The organism is Streptomyces sp. NPDC050439, from assembly GCF_040655335.1.
GTDB lineage: Bacteria > Actinomycetota > Actinomycetes > Streptomycetales > Streptomycetaceae > Streptomyces.
In genome coordinates this window covers 380316-399506 of record NZ_JBFAJT010000010.1, presented here as the reverse complement: position 1 = coordinate 399506, position 19191 = coordinate 380316, and the positions used below count along the sequence as shown (strand labels likewise).

Sequence of the window (19191 nt, the reverse complement as noted above, 5' to 3'; positions counted from 1 at the left end):
CCGACGCAGCGAGTTGCCGAGGGTGTAACCGAAGCCCGGCTCCAGCGGCTCGATCACGAACCGGGAGCGGAATTCGTCGACGACCTCTTCGGTCAGCGAGGGGCGTTGTGCGATGAGCATGAAGTGTTTCCTCCAGAGTGCGGCGCCCGCTATTTGACGCCGTGGGCAATGCAAAGGGTAATGGGTCGCACACCCTCACCTGGTGGCCTGGGTCCAGGAGTCGCCGGGCGGGAGTACGGAAAACGTGAGTGAAGCCTGCCACGAGGGCTGGAGAGCCCCGCCAGAAGGGCTGGGGAGCCCCGCCCGGGGCCCGTCCGAAAACCCTCTGGGGCCGTCCCCCGTCCGGCGCAGGTCTCTCACCCCCAGGTCAGACCGGTGACCGGAGCCGGGCCGAAATGTCGGGCAGCGACCGTTTCGACGGCCGGGCAGGAAGCGTCATCGCCGGACCTGGAGGTGTTGACGTTGCACGTCTGCACCGGGTGTGTCGCACCACCCGATCGGCCTCCGGTGTTCGCCTCCAGCGGCCGGGGCTGCGGTGTGGCCAAGGAGAAGCACGCGAAGCGGGCCCGGCGAAGGTGTCCGTCCAGAAGCCCATACGTGTGTTCTAACAGTGGCCCGCAGTCGGCGTCTTTTATTTGAGTTCCGCTCAACGTCTCGGTGGCAGCCGATGCAGCGTCACGTCGTGCAAGGCGCCGTCGGAGACGGTCAGGGTGAGGAACGTGCAGTGCGGCTGACGTCTGCGGTCGGTGGGTGAACCCGGGTTGAGCAGGCGCAGGCCGCCGGGGGCCGTGGAGTCCCAGGGGATGTGGCTGTGGCCGAAGACGAGTACGTCCAGGTCCGGGAAGCGTTCGGCGCACCGGCGCTCACGTCCGGTGGCCGCACCGGTCTCGTGCACGACACCGAACCGCACGCCGCCCAGCTCCGCACGGGCCACCTCGGGGATGCGCCGACGGAGCGGGGGACCGTCGTTGTTGCCGAACACGCCGATCAGCCGACGCGATCTGGATTCGAACAGATCGAGTGTGGCCTCATCGATCCAGTCCCCGGCGTGGATCACGACGTCCGCCTCGTCGATGCCTGCCAAGAGAGCGTCGGGCAGCACTTTCGCCCGCTTCGGCACATGCGTGTCAGAGGTCAGCAGCAGCCGCATGTGGTGGCCCGCCCCTTCCCCGCTCACCTGTTCGAGGTGAAGTCGGCGGTGAGGTGGGCCATGAGCTGTCCCGGGGCGTCCTCCTGGAGAAGGTGGCCCGCCCCGTCGATCCAATGCAGCTCGGCGTGGGGAATGCGCTCGTGCAGCCAGGTGGCGTACTCCGGCGGGAGGATGCGGTCCTCACGGCCCCAGATGAGGCGTACCGGCAGCGACACCTCGCCCAATAGCTTCTCGTAGGCGGCGGTGTCCGCCTGTCTGATCTGGCGGTACTGGCGGTAGAACGCGGCCTGTCCTTCGGCTCCTCGCCATGGCGCGAGAAACGCGTCGAGGACTTCCGGCCGCAGGCCGAGGTGTGTCGCGTGCCGCATGTGGCTGGCGACCAGTGCTTCGTGGGCGTAGTCCGGAAGCTGCCCGAGCACGTCCGCGTGCTCCAGGATGAGTTGGAACAGCCCGCGTTCCCACTCTCCGCCGCTCACCGCGTCGAAGAGCGTCAGGTCCCGGTAGCTTCTCTCCTCCAGCAGCAGGGTCCGCAAAGCCACGGCTCCGCCGATGTCGTGGGCGACGACGCTGGGGCAGGACAGCTCCCAGTGGTCGAGGAGCCGGGCGAAGGTCCTCGCGTGCGCCGCAAGGCTGAGGTCCTGCCCCTCGCGCTGGTCCGACTGCCCGAAGCCGAGGTGGTCGAAGACGAAGACCGTGCGGGTGCGGGCGAGCGCCGGAGCGATGTCCCGCCACAGGAAGGAGGAGTACGGGGTGCCGTGCACCAGCACGAGCGGGTCTCCGCTGCCGAGGGCCCTCCAACGCACCACCCCCTCGGGCGTCTCGAACTCCTCGTCAAGTGTCCAGTTCACCCTCGGCTCCCCTTTCCGCTCTGCGGTGTTCTCGCGCTACTGCCCGGACTCGGGGTGGCCGCCCTCGATCTGGTCCTGCACGCCCTGATCCTCGTCCTTCGCCCCGTCTCCGGCGGTGTGCGCGGTGTCCTCATGCGCCTCTTCGTTCGAGGTGTCACCGTCGGCCCTGTCCTCCTGCAGCCAGCCGTCGTACGCCAGCTGCATGCAGTCGGCGATGGCCAGGGACGTGAGACCGCCCGTCACGGTCCGCGTGGCCTGCGGCCACACCGAGCGGGCCCCGGTGAAGGTGGCCGTCAGCCAGACGCTCAGGCAGAACGGACACGTGATCAGCTCGCCCACGGTCGACTTGACGGCCCCTCCGCGGGGGCTCTCGCTGAGTTCGGCGGGGCCCGTCGCCGACTCGAAACGGGTGAAGGGTGCTCGGAGCGGGCTGGTGACGGTTCCCTTGCTCAGCAGTCGGCTCAGCCGGAACACGGCGGTTGCCGTCAGCAGGACATCCCAGGGTTCCCGGCCGTCCGGAGCCTTCGTCCTGCGCCGGGCGGCCACCGTGCCCCAGGCGGCGGTGTACGCGCCGAACGCCACGACGGCCGCGAGGTGCCCCCCGAGCCGGTGCTCCTTCGGCGGGGCATAGGCTGCGCCGACCCGCCGGGCGACCCCTCTGACCCGGTCCATGCGGCTCTCGTTCTTGGGTAGACCGTGGTTCACAAAAAACCTCCGCCGGATGCTCCTGATGGTCTGCTCCCTCATGTACGACATTGCCACGTCTCGTCGGGACATCGCGCGACCCGCGCCCCTTAAGGAAACGCCGCCACACCGTGCACACAGGCGACAAACCGTCTTCCCTGCCGAAAGCAGGCCATGTCATTTGGCCGAGTGGCCAGGGGCCAGAAGCTCACCTGTCTTTGTGCATGGCCTTGCGGACCGCGTCCTTGGCGGTCCATCAGTGCCGCGTCCGTGCTGCGGCGGCTGCAGTCGTCCAGCGCGGTCAGCATCTCCTTGGCTGCCCGCAGGCCCGTACGCCTCGATCGCCGTGCGTTAGGCGGAAGTTAGTGGGCCGGGAGTCCTGCGTTAGCGGGCCCGACCAGAGTGGGTGTTGTTCCTAGGAGAGATCCACATCCACCACCTGCCGGGGGCCGCCCAGTGTCGAGGAGTCAGGCGCGTCCCACCCCAGCGTTCCAGGTAGCATGCGTTCTGGCTGGTCAGGGGGTCATTTTTTGTTCCAGCGTCCCTAACGGCCCGGATTTCGTGGCGGTTTGGATGGATCATCCAGCAAGCTCGAGACGCGCTCACCCGGGAGATTTCCTCGCGCCCCACATCGCGGTCTTCTCGCGATCACCCGCATGAGGTGCGGGCGCCGAGCACGGTCCTCGAGCACTTCCAGCAGCAACCACATGAGGAGTTCGCAGATGCGTAGCAAGCGCTTACACCTGATAGCCGTTCCGGCCGCGGCGGTGGCCCTGACCCTGACCGCCGCCGGATACCAGGCGAGCGCGGCCGGTTCGCCGCAAGGGGGCAGCGCGGCACGGTCCGGGCAGGCCGCCCAGGCTTCCCTCCCGTGCCTGTCCGGCACCACGACGCTCCTCGGGGACCTCGACGGCGACGGCCGCCCCGACAAGATCGTCAATCCCGGGCACACCGGCACCAAGATGACGGTCCAGTGGGGAGCCGCGGACGGCACCTTCGGCAGCAAGCAGAACGTAAACAAGCTTCTCGGCGCGAAGACGGGCGAGGTCGCCACCGCCGCGGTCGCCGACTTCCAGAACGACGGCACCCTGGACATGGTCGTCAACCTCGTCACGCCCGCCGGTGGGGACGACCCCAACACGGCACGCGTCGCCGAATTCCGCCCCGGCCCGCTCAAGCGGTCGAACCTGGGCTCCGCCGCCCCCAAGCGCTCCGACATCGGCACGCAGGGCGAGGCCAAGCAGCTCCGCATCGCCGACTACGGCGGCGACGCGTACCCGGACCTCGCGGTCCTCAACAACGCGGGCGACGGCGTGTGGGAGCGCTCCATCCGCCTGACGAAGCCGGGCGGCGGCCCCGGTGCCTACGACTACGAACTGCAGCAGCAGTACGGCGAGACCGGGACGCCGGCCGAGCCCCCGGCCATGCCCACCGACGGTTGGAAGCACTTCTACAAGTCCTGCTCCTGACCCCCACCGGGCGCCGCCGACCCACCCCTCGGGTACCGGCGGCGCCCGGGCCTCAGCCCCGCCGCCGTAGTCCCACAAGTAAGGAAGTCCGCGTGTCCAGCTCGTCGCCGCCCTCCCCGGCCTCTTCCTCTCCCTCCGCCTTACCGACGAACAACCGAGTGCGCGTCACCGTCAGCACCCCCGACCCGATCAGCCGAGAGGGGGTCCTCAGCCAGCTGCGCCGCCACCCAGAGGTCGAACTGGAAGCCGACTCCGGCTCCGCCGCAGTGGCGTTACTCATAGAAGACACCCTCGACGAGGCCGCATTGACCCGGCTGAGGCGGGCCGTGCGCGCCGAGGGGGCACGTGCCGTGCTCGTCGCGGGCACGGTCCGGGAGCAGGAGCTACTGGAAGTCATCGAGTGCGGTGTGGGCGCCATCGTCTGGCGCCACGAAGCAACCGCCGAACGCCTGGTCCAAGCGGTGCTGACCACCGCCAGGGGCGGCGGCGACCTGCCCGCGGACCTGTTGGGCCAACTCATGGGCCGGGTCGGGCGCCTGCGCCGGGGCGGGACCGATCTGCCGGGGTCCTTCCTGAGCTTCACCAAGCGCGAGGTGGACGTGGTGGCGCTGGTGGCGGAGGGGTTCGACACCTCGGAGATCGCCTTGAAGCTGTCGTACTCCGAACGGACCGTCAAGAACGTCATGCACGGCCTGACCACACGCCTGAACCTGCGCAACCGGGCACACGTGGTGGCCTACGCCCTGCGGGAGGGCTACATCTGATCCACGGGACCCGACTGAGTCCTTCGAATCATCTGAGTCGTCTGAGCCGTCTGAGCCGTCTGAGTCTTCCGACTCGGCTGACCGCACGGGCTGTCCTTGCGGCCCTTTGAGGCAGCAAGCCCTGCCCCGCCGTCATCCCTGATGTACCTGCCGCCAGGGCGGGCCCGGGGAGCACGATCGGTGGCAGGGCTGTCAGCGGCCGGTGGGGAGCGAACGGCAGGTGGGAGCGCAAGGGTGATCCATGAGGTGGACGAGGTGCTCAAGGGCCTCATCGGCGGCGGGGCACTGTCCGGGTCCGACATCGACGTGTCCTTCGAGGTGCCCACGCGCGACTGGGCGGCCCGGCGCAACGCCCCGGTGGTCAACGCCTACCTGTACGACATCCGGGAGGACGTGTCCCTGCGCCAGCGTGGCCACGCAGGGCTGCGCGACGAACGTGACGTCGTCGTCCGGCGCCGCCGTCCCCCGCGCTGGTTCCGGCTCTCCTATCTGGTGACGGCCTGGACGAAGACGCCCCAGGACGAACACCGGCTGCTGTCGGCCGTGTTGGCGACCCTGCTGCCGCACGAACTACTGGCCGCCGAGGCGCTGCCGGAGGCGCTCGGGCGCCTTGGCCTGTCGATTCCGGTGACGGTCTCCGGCAGTCAGTCCGAGGCCAGGTCCCTCGCCGACATCTGGTCCGCCCTGGGCGGCGAACTCAAGCCCTCCCTGGATCTCACGGTGACCGTGCCGTTCCCGGCGTACCCCGACTACGACGCGGGGCCGCCGGTCACCGAGGGCGCGACGGTCCGGCTGCGTGCCGCCGACGGTGGCCCGCCCCGGTCGGCGGAACGTTCCCACCGGCCCCGCCAGGTGGCGGCCGCCCGCGCCACCCACGAGGAGGCGGCGGCCCGCCGCAGGGAGCAGTCATGAGCACCGCCTCGTCGCTGGAAGAAGAGAGCTTTCCCGCTGCCGCCCGTGCGTGGGAAGCCGACACCACGGGGCCTGCCCCCTTCCTGCTCGAACGGCTCGCCGGTCTGCGGCAGATGGTGAGCGCCCTCGTCGAGGCCCGCTCCGACGGCGACCCCACCGCGAGCGACCCCCTGCGCGGCCTGTACCTCCCCGAGGGGGCCGTACGTCATCTGCTGCACGACTGGCCGCGCGCGGTGCCGGAGACAGACCTCCGGGCGCCGGGTTCGCCCGCCCCCTGGCCGCAAGGAGCCGACGACCCCGGAGAGCTCGCCGACCCCGACGACCGGCTGGCACGGACCGCCGCCCGGCTGCGCCTGACCGAACTGGACGCGGCCGTCCTGCTCATCGCCCTGGCCCCCGACCTCGACCGCACGTTCGAGCCGCTGTACGGGTACCTGAACGACGACGTGAGCCGCCGCCGCGCCACCGTGGGACTCGCCCTGGAGCTCTGCGGGATACCCGCGCACCTGCCGGACGCCCGCTCCCGCTTCCACCTCTCGGCGCCGCTGCGGGCCCTGGGCCTGCTGACGGTCGAGGACGCCGAACGGCCGCTGCTCACCCGCTCCTTGCGCGTGCCCGACCGGCTCACCGCCCACCTGCTGGGTGACGCCACCCCCGATGCCACGCTGTCGAGCCTGCTGCGTCCGATGCCTGCCCCGCAGCCCGGCGTCACGCATGACGAGGACTTCGTGCGGCAGCTCGCCGCCCGGCTCGGGGCGGGGCCCTGCACCGCCTATCTGCAGGAACGCCGCGAGGGCGACGCCCTGCCCGCCCTCGCCTTCGCCCTGCACGCGGCAGGCCTCGACGCACTGCGCTTCAGTGGCCCCGCGGACCACCTGCCCGAACTGCTGCGCGAGGCACGCCTCAGCGGCCGCGCCGTCGTCGTGAGCGGCCTGCCCGACCAACCGGGCCCGATGGTGGCCGCGTTGGCCTCCGCCACGGACGTGACCGTACTCCTGGCCGGCCCCCGCCCGTACGACCCGCAGTGGTCCGCGCACGATCCGCTGGTGCTCCACGCACCCCGGCTTCCGGCAGGGGGCGCGACGGCATGGCGGACCGCGCTGGGCCCGGCCGCCGACACCTTCGACCTGGCGGCCACCGTGGCCCCGTACCGCCTCGGTGGTGAGCGCATCGAGCGGGCCGCGCTGGCCGCCGCCGCGCTCGCCGACTTCGACGGGACCCCGCTCACCGCCGCCCATGTCCGGCTCGCCGCGCGGCAGCAGTCGGCCTCCGGCCTCGAACAGCACGCCCGCCGGATCCGGCCCGACGTGACGTGGCAGGACCTGGTCCTGCCACGCGCGCCCCTCACCCAGCTCCAGGAACTGGCCCTGCGCGCCCGCCACCGCGACCGTGTGCTGGGCGACTGGCGGCTCAGCGCGGGCGGCGGCCGAGGACGAGGGGTCCTCGGACTGTTCGCGGGGGAGTCCGGCACCGGCAAGACACTGTCCGCCGAAGTCGTCGCCGCCGATCTGGGGGTGGACCTCTACGTGGTCCAGCTCTCCTCGATCGTCGACAAGTACGTCGGTGAGACCGAGAAGAACCTGGAGCGGATCTTCACGGAGGCCGACCGCACGGACGCCGTGCTCCTCTTCGACGAGGCCGACGCCGTCTTCGGCAAGCGCTCCGAGGTCAAGGACTCCCACGACCGGTACGCCAACATGGAGAGCGCCTACCTGCTGCAGCGCCTGGAGTCCTTCGACGGCATCGCGCTGCTTACCACCAACCTGCGCGCCAACATCGACGACGCGTTCACCCGCCGCCTCGACCTGGTCGTCGACTTTCCCTTCCCGGACGCGGGGCAGCGCCTGGCGCTGTGGCGCCACGGCCTGAAGCACGTCCCCCACGCCGAGGGCATCGAACTCGACGCACTGGCACGGGACTTCGAGCTGGCCGGCGGCTCCATCCGCAGTGCGGTGGTCACCGCCGCCTACCTCGCGGCCGGCCGGGACGAACCGGTCGGTGCGGGCGACCTCCTGGAGGGCGCCCGCCGCGAGTACCGCAAGGCGGGCCGGCTCGTCCCGGGCGAAGCGAACTGGTGACCGTCACACGGTGAAGCGCACCGCCTCGAGCTGCTTGTACTGCTCGATCGGGCTCCCGTGGTACTTCCAGCCGCCGGGGTCGGTGCACACCTCGCCCATCCACTGCTCGTCCTTCACCCGGGCGTCACTGCACACGGAGCCGTCGACGACCATGAAGGTGTAGCCCTCCAGTGCGGGGTCGGCGCTCTTCGAACTGCCGAAGTACAGGTTCTTCCCGTCATCTTCCTCCGACCACGGGATTTCCTTGCGCCATCCTTCGCCCACCCAGGCGCCGGTGCCGCGGACGCCGTTGGTGTTGACCACCGCGATGTTCAGGGCCTTGATGGGCGTGCCCTTGCCGACCGTGCCGGCCTCGGCCCCGTCGCACACAGGGTCCTGCCAGCCCTCGCCCGCGACGAAGGCGCGGTAGCAGATGTGGCGGCCTTCGCTGCGCTCGGAGAGCTTGCGCACCGCGTCGGCCGCGGTCGCCTTCTTGGGCTTCGGGGGCTTCTCGCCCCCGCCTCCGCCGCCCCCTCCGCCGCCGTCCGAGCCACCGCCGCCGGGCTTTTCCTCCGGTTCCTTCGGCTTGTCCTCGGGCTCGGGCGGTGCGCTGCTGATGGGAGGGGGCGGGCTGGTCGGCGCGATCTTGCCGGCCTCCACCGGCTTCTCCCGCGCGACGCTCTTGACCTGGGGCTTGTACGTCAGCCAGATCACCACGAAGGCGATCGCCACCGCGAGGAGCAGGCCGAAGGTGGTGGCGAGCCAGCCCGGCAGGATCCCGCGCTGCACGAAGGTGCCGTCCACGTCCATCGGCTCGGTCCCGGAGCGCCGTACGGCCAGCGTGTAGGGCTGCTCCTGCTTGGACCCGAACCACGTGATCTGCCGGGGCCGCAGCGTCGTCTTCACGAACGAGGCCCGGCCCGGCTCGATCTGGATGTTGCTTGGCTGCAGGTCGTAGGAGAGCCGGTCGCCGGTGTCGCTGCCGCTGAGCGAGGCGGTGACCTTGGTGTTGCCGAGGTTGTCCACCGCCAGGCGCGGCCGTCCCCGGAACCGCCCCTTCACCGTCGGCGGCACCAGTTCGGCGCGTACCTCGGTGAAGGGCGTGATGGTGAGGTTGCCCTCGGGGACGGTGACGGCGTCCGGGTGTTCGGTCGGCGTGATCCGTACCGCGTACGGATTGGGTCCTGCGGTCGCGTCCGGTGTGCGCGGTGGCGCGAACGTCAGCTCCACCGTCCCGGTCGTGCCCGGATAGAGGCGCAGCGACGGCGGCTCCACCGTGGTCCAGGGCGCGAGGGCACCGACGGGTTCGAAGCGGTACTCGTCGACTATGTCACCGGTGTTGCGCACCTTCAGGCGCACCGTGGTGCTGCTGCCGGGATCGACGGTCGCGGAGGCGGGTTCCAGGGAAGTCCATAGGCTCACGCCACGACGCTAGGAGAGCGCGCGAGGAACGTCAGGAGGCCGCCGGGCAGACCTGGTTGCCTGGAAGGGCAGCGTCAAGGTCGCCCCCATGACACCGACCGGCCGCCCGGCTCCCGGCGTCCCCCGCCGCACCGAACGGGCGTGGCCTTTGGGGCACTTGGGTCTGCCCGCGAAGCAGCCCATCCGGCCATGCGCCGTGTGCGGCGGCCAGGGGATCATGGCGGCGACTCCGGCCGACGTAGGAGGCGTTCATGCGGCAGCGGCAGGTCGGCTCACGTGGGCACGACGGAAACGACTCAGGGGCAGCCCACGGGGAGCGACAGCATCGGCCGGGCCGGTCTCCGTCGCCTGTGCCCGGGGGATTCACTCCCGCCTCGCTGCAGGCCATGCCGGCAACCGTGCAGTCCATGCAGGACTCGGTGGGCAACGCGGCCGTCAGCCTGGCGCTCGGCGCGAACCCCGCCCCCGCCGCGTACTCCGTACAGCGCATGGAGGCGGGCGGCCAGGGCGGCGGAGGCGCGGATGCGCTGCCTTCCCTTACGCCGCAACAGACCAAGGACGGCATCGCGGAGCTGGTGGACGCGCCGCCGATGGTGAACTACGGCGCCCGGCGCCAGGGCCGCGCGCACGATGAGTTCTGGATGCGTTTTCCCCGCTTCAAGCCGGGTGAGGAAGCCGAGGAAACCCTGTCGGAGACCAGCGCCCTGCTCTTCGACAGCATGAAGGGCGCCCAGGAGCTGTCGAAGGCCGAGGAACCGGAGGCCGCCGCCGAGGACGCCAACAACCGCGAGGTCCAAGGCATGCTGATCAACGATCGGCTGGTGTTCGCCTCGAACTTCAACTCGTCGATCGACACGCTCGTACGCCGGGGGAAGCGGGACTTCAAACAGGACCCCACGCTGCAGCAACTGCTGACGTACAAACAGAGCGACGAAGGACGCAGACGGGGCTTGCACGGCTACGAGGCCGAGAACCTCCAGGAGAAACTGGCGAGCTTCCAGCGCAAGAACGACGCGGTCTTCAGCGGGCAGCGCGGCGCGGGGGAGCAGGGGCGAGGACCGGATGCCACCGCCCTGGCGCTCCAGGCGAAGGTCAACGCGCCGGTCATCGTCGTGAACATCGAGGACCCCGGCCTGCACGCCATGCTCACCAGCAGCAAGTACGAGGGCCGGGTGTTCCTGGTGCGCTTCGCGGAACTGGACCCGAGGGCCAAGAAGTCCGGCAAGCACAAGGGGGAGATGAAGAAGGAGGGGTCCGTCCACGCGGAACAGAAGCTGCTCCTCGCGCTGAGCCACGCGCGTGTCAAACCTCGCCAGGTCGAGGAGAAACCTCTCGCCATCATGGGCAAGTACCGCCCTTGCATGGGCTGTGCCGCGGCGCTGAAGTACTACCGGGAGCGGATGGGCTTCCAGAACCTGAGCTTCGACGAGAACTACGGGCACTACTTCCAGGGCTCCGTGGATTCCCTCGTCGACCACCAGCGGCACATCATGGACGAGCACTACCTGGAGAACATCAGGCAGATGGTCCAGGACGATGTCACGAGCACCCCGGCGCTGATCCACGAGGCCGCTCCCGATGGGGCCGTGCACCGCCGCGGTGGCCGCGCCCTCAAGGTTCCCGGCAGGTACGCGTCGCGCCAGGCCGACGTGACACCGGTTGCCAGTGACGCCGAAATGGATGACGAGGGCACCTACACGCGCGTCGCCCGCCCCCTGGAGGAGACGTGGGCCGCGGAATCCGCGCACGTGGGACTCGGCAAGGGCAAGGAGAAGCACACGGCTCCGCGCCGCAAGAACGAGGTGCTCACCGAGGAGCAGGCGCAGGAGCTCCACGGTCTCTGGAACGGCGTGGGAGGTGCGCCCGCCACCAACGAGAGCCGACAGCGGGCGATTGAGATCGCCTACGGTCATTACCGGCGCGGAACGATGACCCTCGACCACATCGCGGGCGCCGTCGACATGTCCGGGAACAGGTTCGGCAGCTACCTGACTCAATACGAGAAGAGCGGCCACTGGACCCACACTCCGGGGAAGTCCAACAAGCACGAAGGGCAAGGACGGACGAAGAAGGCCGCGCCCGAGAAGCAGTTCACCAAGGGAGCACCGCTCGACAGGGCGGGCAAGGACGCCCTCAAGGCGGCTGTCCGCGGCCTCGGAGGCAAGGACCGGGACTGGGCCAAGAAGTGGGAGAAGATCCACGACGGCAGAGATTCCGGCGAGATGCCCACCAAGGGGTTGCCCGGCGCTCTGCTGAAGACGCTCATGAAGCTCCGCGTGGACAAGAACTACAGCGTGCCCGAGATGTCACAATATCTGCACACCGGTGCCAACGGCGACAAACTCCGGAAGATCATCAACAACAACATCAAGAAACAGGGCAAGCAGCCGGAGGCGCCCACCAAGTCCGAGCCGCCGCAGGACGTGGAGATGGACGAGGTGCCGGCCTATCCCGATGCTGCGGAGTCATCGGCCATGACGTGGGCGACCACACCCCACACCGCGCCTGCCGTGTCGGACTACTCGGGGGGCGCTTCCGCCCACTACGGGGGCGAGAGCAGTTCCGCTGCCACGGAAATGCCGGTGACGGCGCAGGGCATCCCGGGCTTCACGACCTACTTCGATGAGTTCTCACAGCCGTACTACATCGAGGACGAGACGGGCCATCACTACATCTTCGCCGGAGGCCGCATGGTCCGGATGCAGATGAGCGGCGATGACGACGTCGAGATGAGCGGCGCCGGCGGACCGTACTGACCGATCCGGGCGTCAGATGTTGGCCGTGCCGGACGGCGCCCCGGGTTACCACCGGGACGCGCCGGGCCGCTCAGGCGTCGTCCCGCTCCACCGGAGCAGGCCGTCCCGGCAACGACAGGTCGGGTGCGCCGCCCTGGGCGACCTTCTTGCCGTTCGAGGCGGCCTTGAGCTCGTACGGGTCGCCGGGGCTCGAGACTTTCGTGCCCGCGCGGTCGGCGGTCCCGGCCACGTCCCCCATCGCGTTCTGGTAGGTGTGGTCGACCTCGTGGAGCTTGATCTCGTCGCTGAGGTTCGGCTCCGCGGCCAGGATGTGCGGTCCGACGGTGAGGGCGTGGGCGCCGAACTCCCGTGCCGCCCGCTGGGCCACCGGCCCGTCGTGCCACTGCACGTGGCCGAACTTCATCGGGTACACGCGCTCGGCCTTGTCCCGGATCCGCGACTCCAGCGGGCGGCTCGGCTCGGCGAGCGCGTCCGCCAGGGTCGCCTGCCGCTGCACGGCCGCATCCGTGGCCGGTGTCCCGGCGTGGCCGCAGCCCGGGCCGTGGGCGTGCTCCTCCTCCGCCAAGGCGCGCGAGACGGCCAGGTTCCCGGCAAGGCCCTGGAGTCGCAGCATCTGCTCGGCCGGTGTTCTCGGCTTGTTGACCTGGGCGGACGGGCGCTGATCGGCGGCCTGTTGGGGCTGTTTTCCGTGGGCGTGCACGACGTTCCCTTCGGCGCGAGGCAGAGCTGACCCACCAGCCTTGCCCGGCCCGCGCCCTCCCGGGAAGGGCCGTGGGGGCAGCCTCGCGGGCACAGTCCGTGAACTGCCCTTCAGGGCAATGACGTTGCCCGGCAACCGGCACCCGAGGACGTTCCCGCGGCGACTCACACCGACCAGGCTGAAGACGTCCCGTCTCGTACCCCGAGGAGAGCAGAGCATGCCGTCCTACTTGTCGCCCGGCGTCTACGTCGAGGAGGTGGCCGGCGGTTCGCGCCCGATCGAGGGGGTGGGCACCTCCGTGGCGGCCTTCGTCGGACTCGCGCCGTCCGGACCGCTGAACGAGCCCACGCTGGTGACCAACTGGACCCAGTACGTCGCCTCCTTCGGTGACTTCACCGGCGACTACTACCTGGCGCACTCCGTCTACGGCTTCTTCAACAACGGCGGATCCGCCGCGTACGTGGTCCGGGTGGGCGGCAGCGCCGAGGGCTCGGCCGTGAACGGCAACGCTCCGGCCGCGGTGACCGGCGCGGCACCTGCCGCCGCACTGCCCGCGGCCGAGCCGCAGCAGCTCGGCGCCTTCTCCGTGGCGGCCACCGCTCAGAGCCCGAACGGCCCGCTGAGCGTCGAGGTCGCCGATCCCGAGGGCGAAGGCCCCGCGGAGCGCTTCAAGCTGATCGTCAAGAGCGGCGACAAGCCGGTCGAGACCTTCGACGTGAGCGCCAAGAAGGGCAACCGGACTTACGTCGTCACGCAGGTCAAGGAGCGCTCCAAGCTCATCACCGTGACGGAGAACGCCTCCGGGGCGCAGCTCACCCGCCCGGAGAACCAGACCGTCGCTCTGCCCGCGCCCGCCGCCCCGGCCCCCGTGCCCGCGCCCGTGGAACAGGGCACGCCCGCCCACCCCGGCCCGGCCCAGTACCTCGGCGACTCCGCCGACCGCACCGGTTTCGGTGGCCTGGAGGCCATCGACGAGATCTCCATGGTGGCCGTCCCCGACCTCATGGCCGCCTACCAGCAGGGCTCGATCGACCTGGAGTCCGTCAAGGCCGTGCAGCTCGGGCTGATCGCCCACTGCGAGTTGATGGGCGACCGCGTCGCGGTCATCGACCCCCCGCCGAGCCTGAACGCCCGTCAGATCCGGGTGTGGCGCCAGGAGACGGCCGGATACGACTCCAAGTACGCGGCCCTGTACTACCCCTGGCTCAAGACGTTCGACCCGTCATCGGGCAAGGCCCGCATGATGCCGCCGAGCGGCCACATCGCCGGCATCTGGGCCCGCAACGACTCCGAGCGCGGCGTGCACAAGGCTCCCGCCAACGAGGTCGTACGCGGCGCCGTCGACCTGGAGCTGCAGATCACCCGGGGCGAGCAGGACCTCCTCAACCCCATCGGCGTCAACTGCATCCGCGCCTTCCCCGGCCGCGGCATCCGCGTCTGGGGCGCGCGCACCCTGGCCTCGGACCCCGAGTGGCGCTACCTGAACATCCGCCGGTACTTCAACTACCTGGAGGAGTCGATCCTGATCGGCACCCAGTGGGTGGTGTTCGAGCCGAACGACCACGCGCTGTGGGCCCGGATCCGGCGCAACATCTCGGCGTTCCTGGTCACCGAGTGGCGCAACGGCGCGCTCTTCGGCCAGCGGCCCGAGGAGGCGTACTACGTCAAGTGCGACGAGGAGACCAACCCGCCGGAGTCGGTCGACCTGGGACGGGTCGTGTGCGAGATCGGTGTCGCCCCGGTCAAGCCCGCCGAGTTCGTGATCTTCCGGCTTTCCCAGTTCTCCAGCGGCAACGGGGAGTTGGACGAGTAGACCACGGTCCCCCTCGTCCTCACCCCCGCCTCCGCCCCGCCCTCGTCCGCCGTTCGTCGGCGTATGGCCACGACCACGAAGCCTTAGAAGGACAGCAATTCCATGAGTCTCATGCAGGGTGACTCCCTCACCTCACACAACTTCGGTCTGCAGATCGACGGCGTGATGGTCGAGTACCTCCAGGAGGTAAGCGGCCTGACCCTCGAGCAGGACATCATCGTCAGCCAGCAGAACACCGCTCAGGGCAAGATCGAGACCGCCATCCTGCCGGGCGTGCAGAAGAACGGGCAGTGCACCGTGGTGCGCGGCATGACCCAGTCGTCCGCGTTCACCCAGTGGATCAACGACTCGATCACCGGCCGCATGAGCACGGCCCGCAAGAACGCCTCGATCATCATGATGGACTACGAGGACAACCCGGTGAAGCGCTACAACCTGCGCAACGCCTGGTGCAGCAAGATCGACGCCAGCAGCCTGAAGGCCGGCGAGGCCGCCGTGCTGACCGAGACCGTGACCATCGTCTTCGAAGAACTGGTCATCGAGTAATGCGCCGCAAGGCTGCCGGTACGCCGGACGGGGGCACGGCCGTCGCGGCGCCCCCGGCCACCCAGACCGCGGCGGTGGGAGCGGAGACCCCCGCTTCGCCTCCCGCCGCCGCTCAGAACGACATCGCGCCGCGGGCGCTGCGCACGGAGTTCCCCTTCCAACTGCCCCGCGGGTACGTGGACGAGGCGGGCACCGTGCACCGCGACGGCGTGATGCGCCTGTCGACGGCACGGGACGAACTGATCCCGCTGCGTGATGTCCGCGTCCAGGAGAACCCCGCGTACCTGTCGGTGGTGCTCCTGGGCCGGGTCATCACGCGCCTGGGCTCGCTGCCGTCGGTGCACGACGGGACGGTGGAGAACCTGTTCGCCTCCGACCTCGCCTTCCTCCAGGACTTCTACCGACAGATCAACGCCGAGGGGCACACCCGCGCCGCGGTGCAGTGCCCGCACTGCTCCGAGCCGTTCGAGGTGGAACTCGGCGGGAGCCGCCTGGGGGAATCGTGACGTACGCGACCGACCGACTGCACGAGGAGATCGCGTACGTCGCCTACCACTTCCACTGGAACCTGGAAACGATCCTGGACCTGGAGCACCACGACCGCCGCCGGTACGCGGACCAGATCGCGTCCTTCGTGACGCTCGCCGGTGCGGAGGGCTGAGCGGTGGGATTCTTCGACCGGCTGCGGGGCGCGGGTGCTGCCGACGTCGTAGGCGACGTCAGCGGCGGGAGTGGTGAGGGGGGCGGTGATGTCGGCGAGGCTGCGTCGACCTCGGCGTCCCCGTCCGGTGGTGTCGGAGTGGTCCCGGGCGCGTGGTCCGGGCTGCCGCCGATCCAGCGGGCCGTGCGCGACGGCGGATCCGGCGTCGCGGACTCCGCGTTCGGCATGCGGCTTGGCACGTGGCAGAACCCCTCGTTCACTGCGACGCATGCCCGCACCGGTGTCCTGGACGAGACGTTGTCGAGCAACCTGCCCTCCCTGGCGCACAGCTCGTCGTCCGCGGCGCTGAGCGACACGGCGCGGCCGGTCACGGGGCTCGAAAGAGCCGCGAGCCCGGCGCCCTGGACGCCCGCCTCGCCGACCCCGTCGGCCCGTCCTCTGCCGGTGGCGCCACTGCGGCAGGTGCAGCCGACTGGCGGGCAAGGCTCTGCCCGGAGCGCCGGTGGACGGCCAGGGGCTGGGCTTAGGCCTGGGCAGGCGTCGGCGCGGAGGCCGGGGTCGGTGCCGGCGTCCGTAAGCGCGCCCGTGCAGCGTGCTGCGGCGCCTGGGGTCCGGAGCACGGGGGCACCTGGCGGTGCCCAGAGTTCTGGAGCACAGCGGCTGCGGAGCCCTGAGGCGCGGGGGTCCGAGGCGCGGGGGTCCGACCGACAGAGCCCTGCGCCCCAGACCGTGCAGCGCTCGCGTGCGGTCCAGGAGGGGAACGGGGCGTCGGCAGTCACGCCGTCCCGTGCGCCGGGCGCTGCCACGCCGTCACCCGCCGCTTCCCGCGGTGTACGCGTGACGCCGACCTCGGTCGCATCACCCCTGGCGGCGCCTCGGCCGCCCGCGCTCACCAAGGCGCCGGTGCTCCCGGCGGCCGTGCAGCGCCGGGCTCTGCCCGTGTCTCGCCGGGAACCTGGGCCGGCGCGCAGTGGCGCGAGTGACGGGCCGCGGATGGGGGCGGACTCGTCGTCGGGCGGAGATGCTGGGGAGCGGGGGAGAGGTGAAGTGGCCTCCCTCGCACCGCCGTTGACCGGCGCTTCGGCGACGGGCGAACCGAGGGCTTCGGACGCTGTGTCTGGGCCGGGTTCGACAGGGCCGGGGTCGAGTTCGCCTGCCTCGAGGCCGACTGTGTCGCTGGCGCGTCTGCCGGGGCCGGCTGGGTCCGACGCGGTGCCTGGTGCTTCGGCCGTAGGTGGGTCGACCGCATCGCCCGCGTCTCTGTCGGGTACGTCGCCTGCGCGTCCGGCGGGGGGTTCGCCCGTTTCTCAGGCGGGCGCTTCGGCCGGGCGTGGGGCTAGCGCGTCCCCTGCGCAGAGCTCGTCTCCCGCGCCGGGCGCATCCCCCGCGTCGAGTCCGTCGCCTGCGTCTGCGTCTGCGCCCGTGCAGCGTGCGTCGGCCATGTCTGCGTCCCATGCGCGGGCCGTGCGCGAGACGAACGGTCCGACCGCTCCTGAGCCGATTGCGTCTCCCGCGCCTGCGCCGGGTCCGTCGGTCGCCCCCGCGCCGGGTGCGTCGGCCATGTCTGCGTCCCATGCGCGGGCCGTACGTGAGACGAACGGTCCGACCGCTCCTGAGCCGACGGCGTCTCCCGCGCCCGCGTCGAGTCCGTCGGTCGCCCCCGCGCCGGGGGCGTCGGCCATGTCTGCGTCCCATGCTCGGGCCGTGCACGAGACGAGCGCGCCACCCGCCCCTAAGTCGACCGAGCCCTCTGCGCACGAGTCGAGTTCGTCGCTCGCGCGCCCGCCTGTGCCTGTGCAGCGTGCGTCGGCTGCGACTGCGTCCCATGCTCGCGCCGTACGCGAGACGAGCGGTCCGACCGCCCTTGGGACGACCGCGTCCCCCGCGCCCGCGCCGGGTGTGTTCCCCGCGTCGAGTCCATCGCCTGCGCCTGCGCCCGTGCAGCGTGCGTCGGCCGCGTCCGCACCCCGTACCAGGGCCGTGCGCGAGACGAGCGGTTCGCCCACCCCTGGGCCGACAACTTCGTCCGCGCCTCTGCCGGATACCACCTCGGCCGCCGCGCCGTCGCCCGCCGCAACGTCTAGTACCTCCGCATCGGCTGCCACGAAGTCGATGGGTCCGAACCACACATCCGATCCGGGGTCGACGGTGCAGCGAGCGACTTCCCCCGCGCACAGCCCCTCTCCGCCCGCCCCACTTGCGGCGGCATCGGCACCTGACACGCGTACCTCGGCCGATAACTCACTCTCGCGTCCCGTTGCTTCAGGGGCCAGCGCAAGTAACTCGTCCGCCACGGCTTCGACATCTCATCGAGAGGTGTCCGCCCCCGGCCCACAGACGTCCAGCGCAGCCGCCTCCTCAGCAGTCCAACGCAGCGCCCACCGCAACACCCCCCGTGTGGGCCTCGGCGCTCCGGTGACGCCCGACGCGTTGCCCAAGAAGACACGAACCGCCCTGCCTTCGCCCACACCGTCCGCGACACACCCGAGCCCGACAGAGGCCACCCCCGAGGCGTCCACCACCCCAGCCCAACCGTCTGCGAGCCCGGCCTCCATGTCGCCCGAGCGCACGGTCCAGCGCTCCACGGCTCCCGTCACCAAGCCCGCCCCGCGAGGGCGTACCCCGCTCGGTGCACCGATGACCGCACCGCCTCCGGGAGCCGTCCCGCTCACGAACGCCGCACGGCAGGGTCCCGGCGCCGCATCGCACGGCGGTGACCGCCCCGCTCCGCCACCGGTTCAGCGGGCCGTCCCCTCCCGCACTCACGTGCCTACGTCGGCACAAGGGGCCCCTGCACCCGGCCCGTTCCACCCGCCCGCCATGTCCGCTCCGTCGTCGCACCCCGCGCCGTCCACGGACGACACGACCCGGCTTCCCAACCTGCCGGGCTCCTCGGCCCCGACGATGCCGCCTGTCCAGCGAGCCGTTTCCCCCAACTTGCCGACCCCACCTGCCCTTTCGCGGGAGTCCGCGACGCTCACCCTGCCGCCTGTGCAGCGCACCGCTGTGGCCACCCCGCTCGCCATGACTGCCACAGCGATCCCGGAGACCTCACTGCCCATCAGCGCGAGGCCGACGCGTGCTGTCCCCAACACCCCCGCAGCGCACCCCAACTCGTCCCCCTTCAACGCGACCGCGCTCCCCCCAGTGCAACGCGCCACCCCGTCCACCACACCAGCCTCGCCCCGCGAAAACGCACCGCTCACACACACCCCGGCGCAGACCCAAGCAACCCCCCGGCCCCTCCCCGTAACCCGCCTCACCGCGCCCCCGGCACCATCCCCAGGAACTGCAGCTCAACCCCTGCCCATCGCCCGCACAGCCACCCCCGCAGGCACAGCACCCGTCGTACAGCGAGGGTTCCGCTCGGCGACCCGTTCGGCCACCGAGACGCTGGCCGCCTCCGCCG

General features: G+C 70.8%; 15 protein-coding genes and 1 pseudogene. 9 read left to right on the top strand and 7 right to left on the bottom strand.

Features of this window, described 5'->3' with window-relative positions; all coding sequences use genetic code 11:
- The 4 genes and pseudogenes from AB0I66_RS36585 to AB0I66_RS36570 form a co-directional block, all read right to left on the bottom strand.
- Positions 1-120 (bottom strand): annotated as a pseudogene (locus AB0I66_RS36585) (DNA-directed RNA polymerase subunit alpha); the annotation flags it as partial.
- Between the two features lie 526 nt (positions 121-646).
- Positions 647-1150: a metallophosphoesterase gene (locus AB0I66_RS36580; protein ID WP_363212382.1), complete on the bottom strand. Its 504-nt coding sequence runs from the start codon at positions 1148-1150 to the stop codon at positions 647-649.
- Between the two features lie 23 nt (positions 1151-1173).
- Positions 1174-1998, bottom strand: a complete 825-nt coding sequence (locus AB0I66_RS36575) for an alpha/beta hydrolase (RefSeq protein ID WP_363212356.1) — start codon at positions 1996-1998, stop codon at positions 1174-1176.
- A 36-nt stretch (positions 1999-2034) separates the two neighbouring features.
- Positions 2035-2670: a DUF1360 domain-containing protein gene (locus AB0I66_RS36570; protein WP_363212355.1), complete on the bottom strand. Its 636-nt coding sequence runs from the start codon at positions 2668-2670 to the stop codon at positions 2035-2037.
- Positions 2671-3404: 734 nt separating this feature from the next.
- Here AB0I66_RS36570 and AB0I66_RS36565 point away from each other — a divergent pair.
- The 4 genes from AB0I66_RS36565 to AB0I66_RS36550 all read left to right on the top strand — a co-directional run bounded on the left by AB0I66_RS36565 (position 3405) and on the right by AB0I66_RS36550 (position 7905).
- Positions 3405-4151 (top strand): VCBS repeat-containing protein, encoded by a 747-nt coding sequence (locus AB0I66_RS36565; protein ID WP_363212354.1) that lies wholly within the window; start codon positions 3405-3407, stop codon positions 4149-4151.
- Between the two features lie 158 nt (positions 4152-4309).
- Positions 4310-4915: a response regulator transcription factor gene (locus tag AB0I66_RS36560; protein WP_363212353.1), complete on the top strand. Its 606-nt coding sequence runs from the start codon at positions 4310-4312 to the stop codon at positions 4913-4915.
- A gap of 234 nt (positions 4916-5149) precedes the next feature.
- The gene (locus AB0I66_RS36555) at positions 5150-5827 is read left to right on the top strand and encodes a DUF4255 domain-containing protein (RefSeq protein ID WP_363212352.1); all 678 of its coding nucleotides are present in this window, start codon (positions 5150-5152) and stop codon (positions 5825-5827) included.
- Positions 5824-7905 (top strand): AAA family ATPase, encoded by a 2082-nt coding sequence (locus AB0I66_RS36550; RefSeq protein WP_363212351.1) that lies wholly within the window; start codon positions 5824-5826, stop codon positions 7903-7905. The genes AB0I66_RS36555 and AB0I66_RS36550 overlap by 4 nt, the downstream gene beginning before the upstream one ends.
- Positions 7906-7908: 3 nt before the next feature.
- Here AB0I66_RS36550 and AB0I66_RS36545 read toward each other — a convergent pair whose 3' ends face one another.
- Positions 7909-9306, bottom strand: a complete 1398-nt coding sequence (locus AB0I66_RS36545) for a hydrolase (RefSeq protein WP_363212350.1) — start codon at positions 9304-9306, stop codon at positions 7909-7911.
- A 386-nt stretch (positions 9307-9692) separates the two neighbouring features.
- On the opposite strand from AB0I66_RS36545, the gene AB0I66_RS36540 reads away from it, so the two are divergent.
- Entirely contained in the window at positions 9693-12062 is a 2370-nt protein-coding gene (locus AB0I66_RS36540; protein ID WP_363212349.1) for a hypothetical protein, read from the top strand.
- A gap of 70 nt (positions 12063-12132) precedes the next feature.
- Here the strand turns inward: AB0I66_RS36540 and AB0I66_RS36535 are convergent, their stop codons facing one another.
- Positions 12133-12762 (bottom strand): DUF4157 domain-containing protein, encoded by a 630-nt coding sequence (locus AB0I66_RS36535; protein ID WP_363212348.1) that lies wholly within the window; start codon positions 12760-12762, stop codon positions 12133-12135.
- Positions 12763-12979: 217 nt separating this feature from the next.
- Here AB0I66_RS36535 and AB0I66_RS36530 point away from each other — a divergent pair, with 217 nt between their 5' ends.
- From AB0I66_RS36530 to AB0I66_RS36515, 4 genes are all read left to right on the top strand, one after another.
- Entirely contained in the window at positions 12980-14575 is a 1596-nt protein-coding gene (locus AB0I66_RS36530) for a phage tail sheath subtilisin-like domain-containing protein (RefSeq protein ID WP_363212347.1), read from the top strand.
- A gap of 102 nt (positions 14576-14677) precedes the next feature.
- A complete protein-coding gene (locus tag AB0I66_RS36525) occupies positions 14678-15121 on the top strand; it encodes a phage tail protein (RefSeq protein ID WP_361195981.1) in 444 nt (147 codons plus the stop codon).
- Complete coding sequence (locus AB0I66_RS36520; protein ID WP_363212346.1) at positions 15121-15627, top strand: hypothetical protein; 507 nt, start codon at positions 15121-15123, stop codon at positions 15625-15627. Before AB0I66_RS36525 ends, AB0I66_RS36520 begins: the two co-directional genes overlap by 1 nt.
- Positions 15624-15782 carry a DUF6760 family protein gene (locus tag AB0I66_RS36515; RefSeq protein ID WP_361195977.1) on the top strand — a complete coding sequence of 53 codons (159 nt, stop codon included), beginning with the start codon at positions 15624-15626 and terminating at the stop codon, positions 15780-15782. Before AB0I66_RS36520 ends, AB0I66_RS36515 begins: the two co-directional genes overlap by 4 nt.
- Positions 15783-17089: 1307 nt before the next feature.
- Here AB0I66_RS36515 and AB0I66_RS36510 read toward each other — a convergent pair.
- Entirely contained in the window at positions 17090-17464 is a 375-nt protein-coding gene (locus AB0I66_RS36510) for a hypothetical protein (protein WP_363212345.1), read from the bottom strand.
- Positions 17465-19191: the final 1727 nt, after the last annotated feature.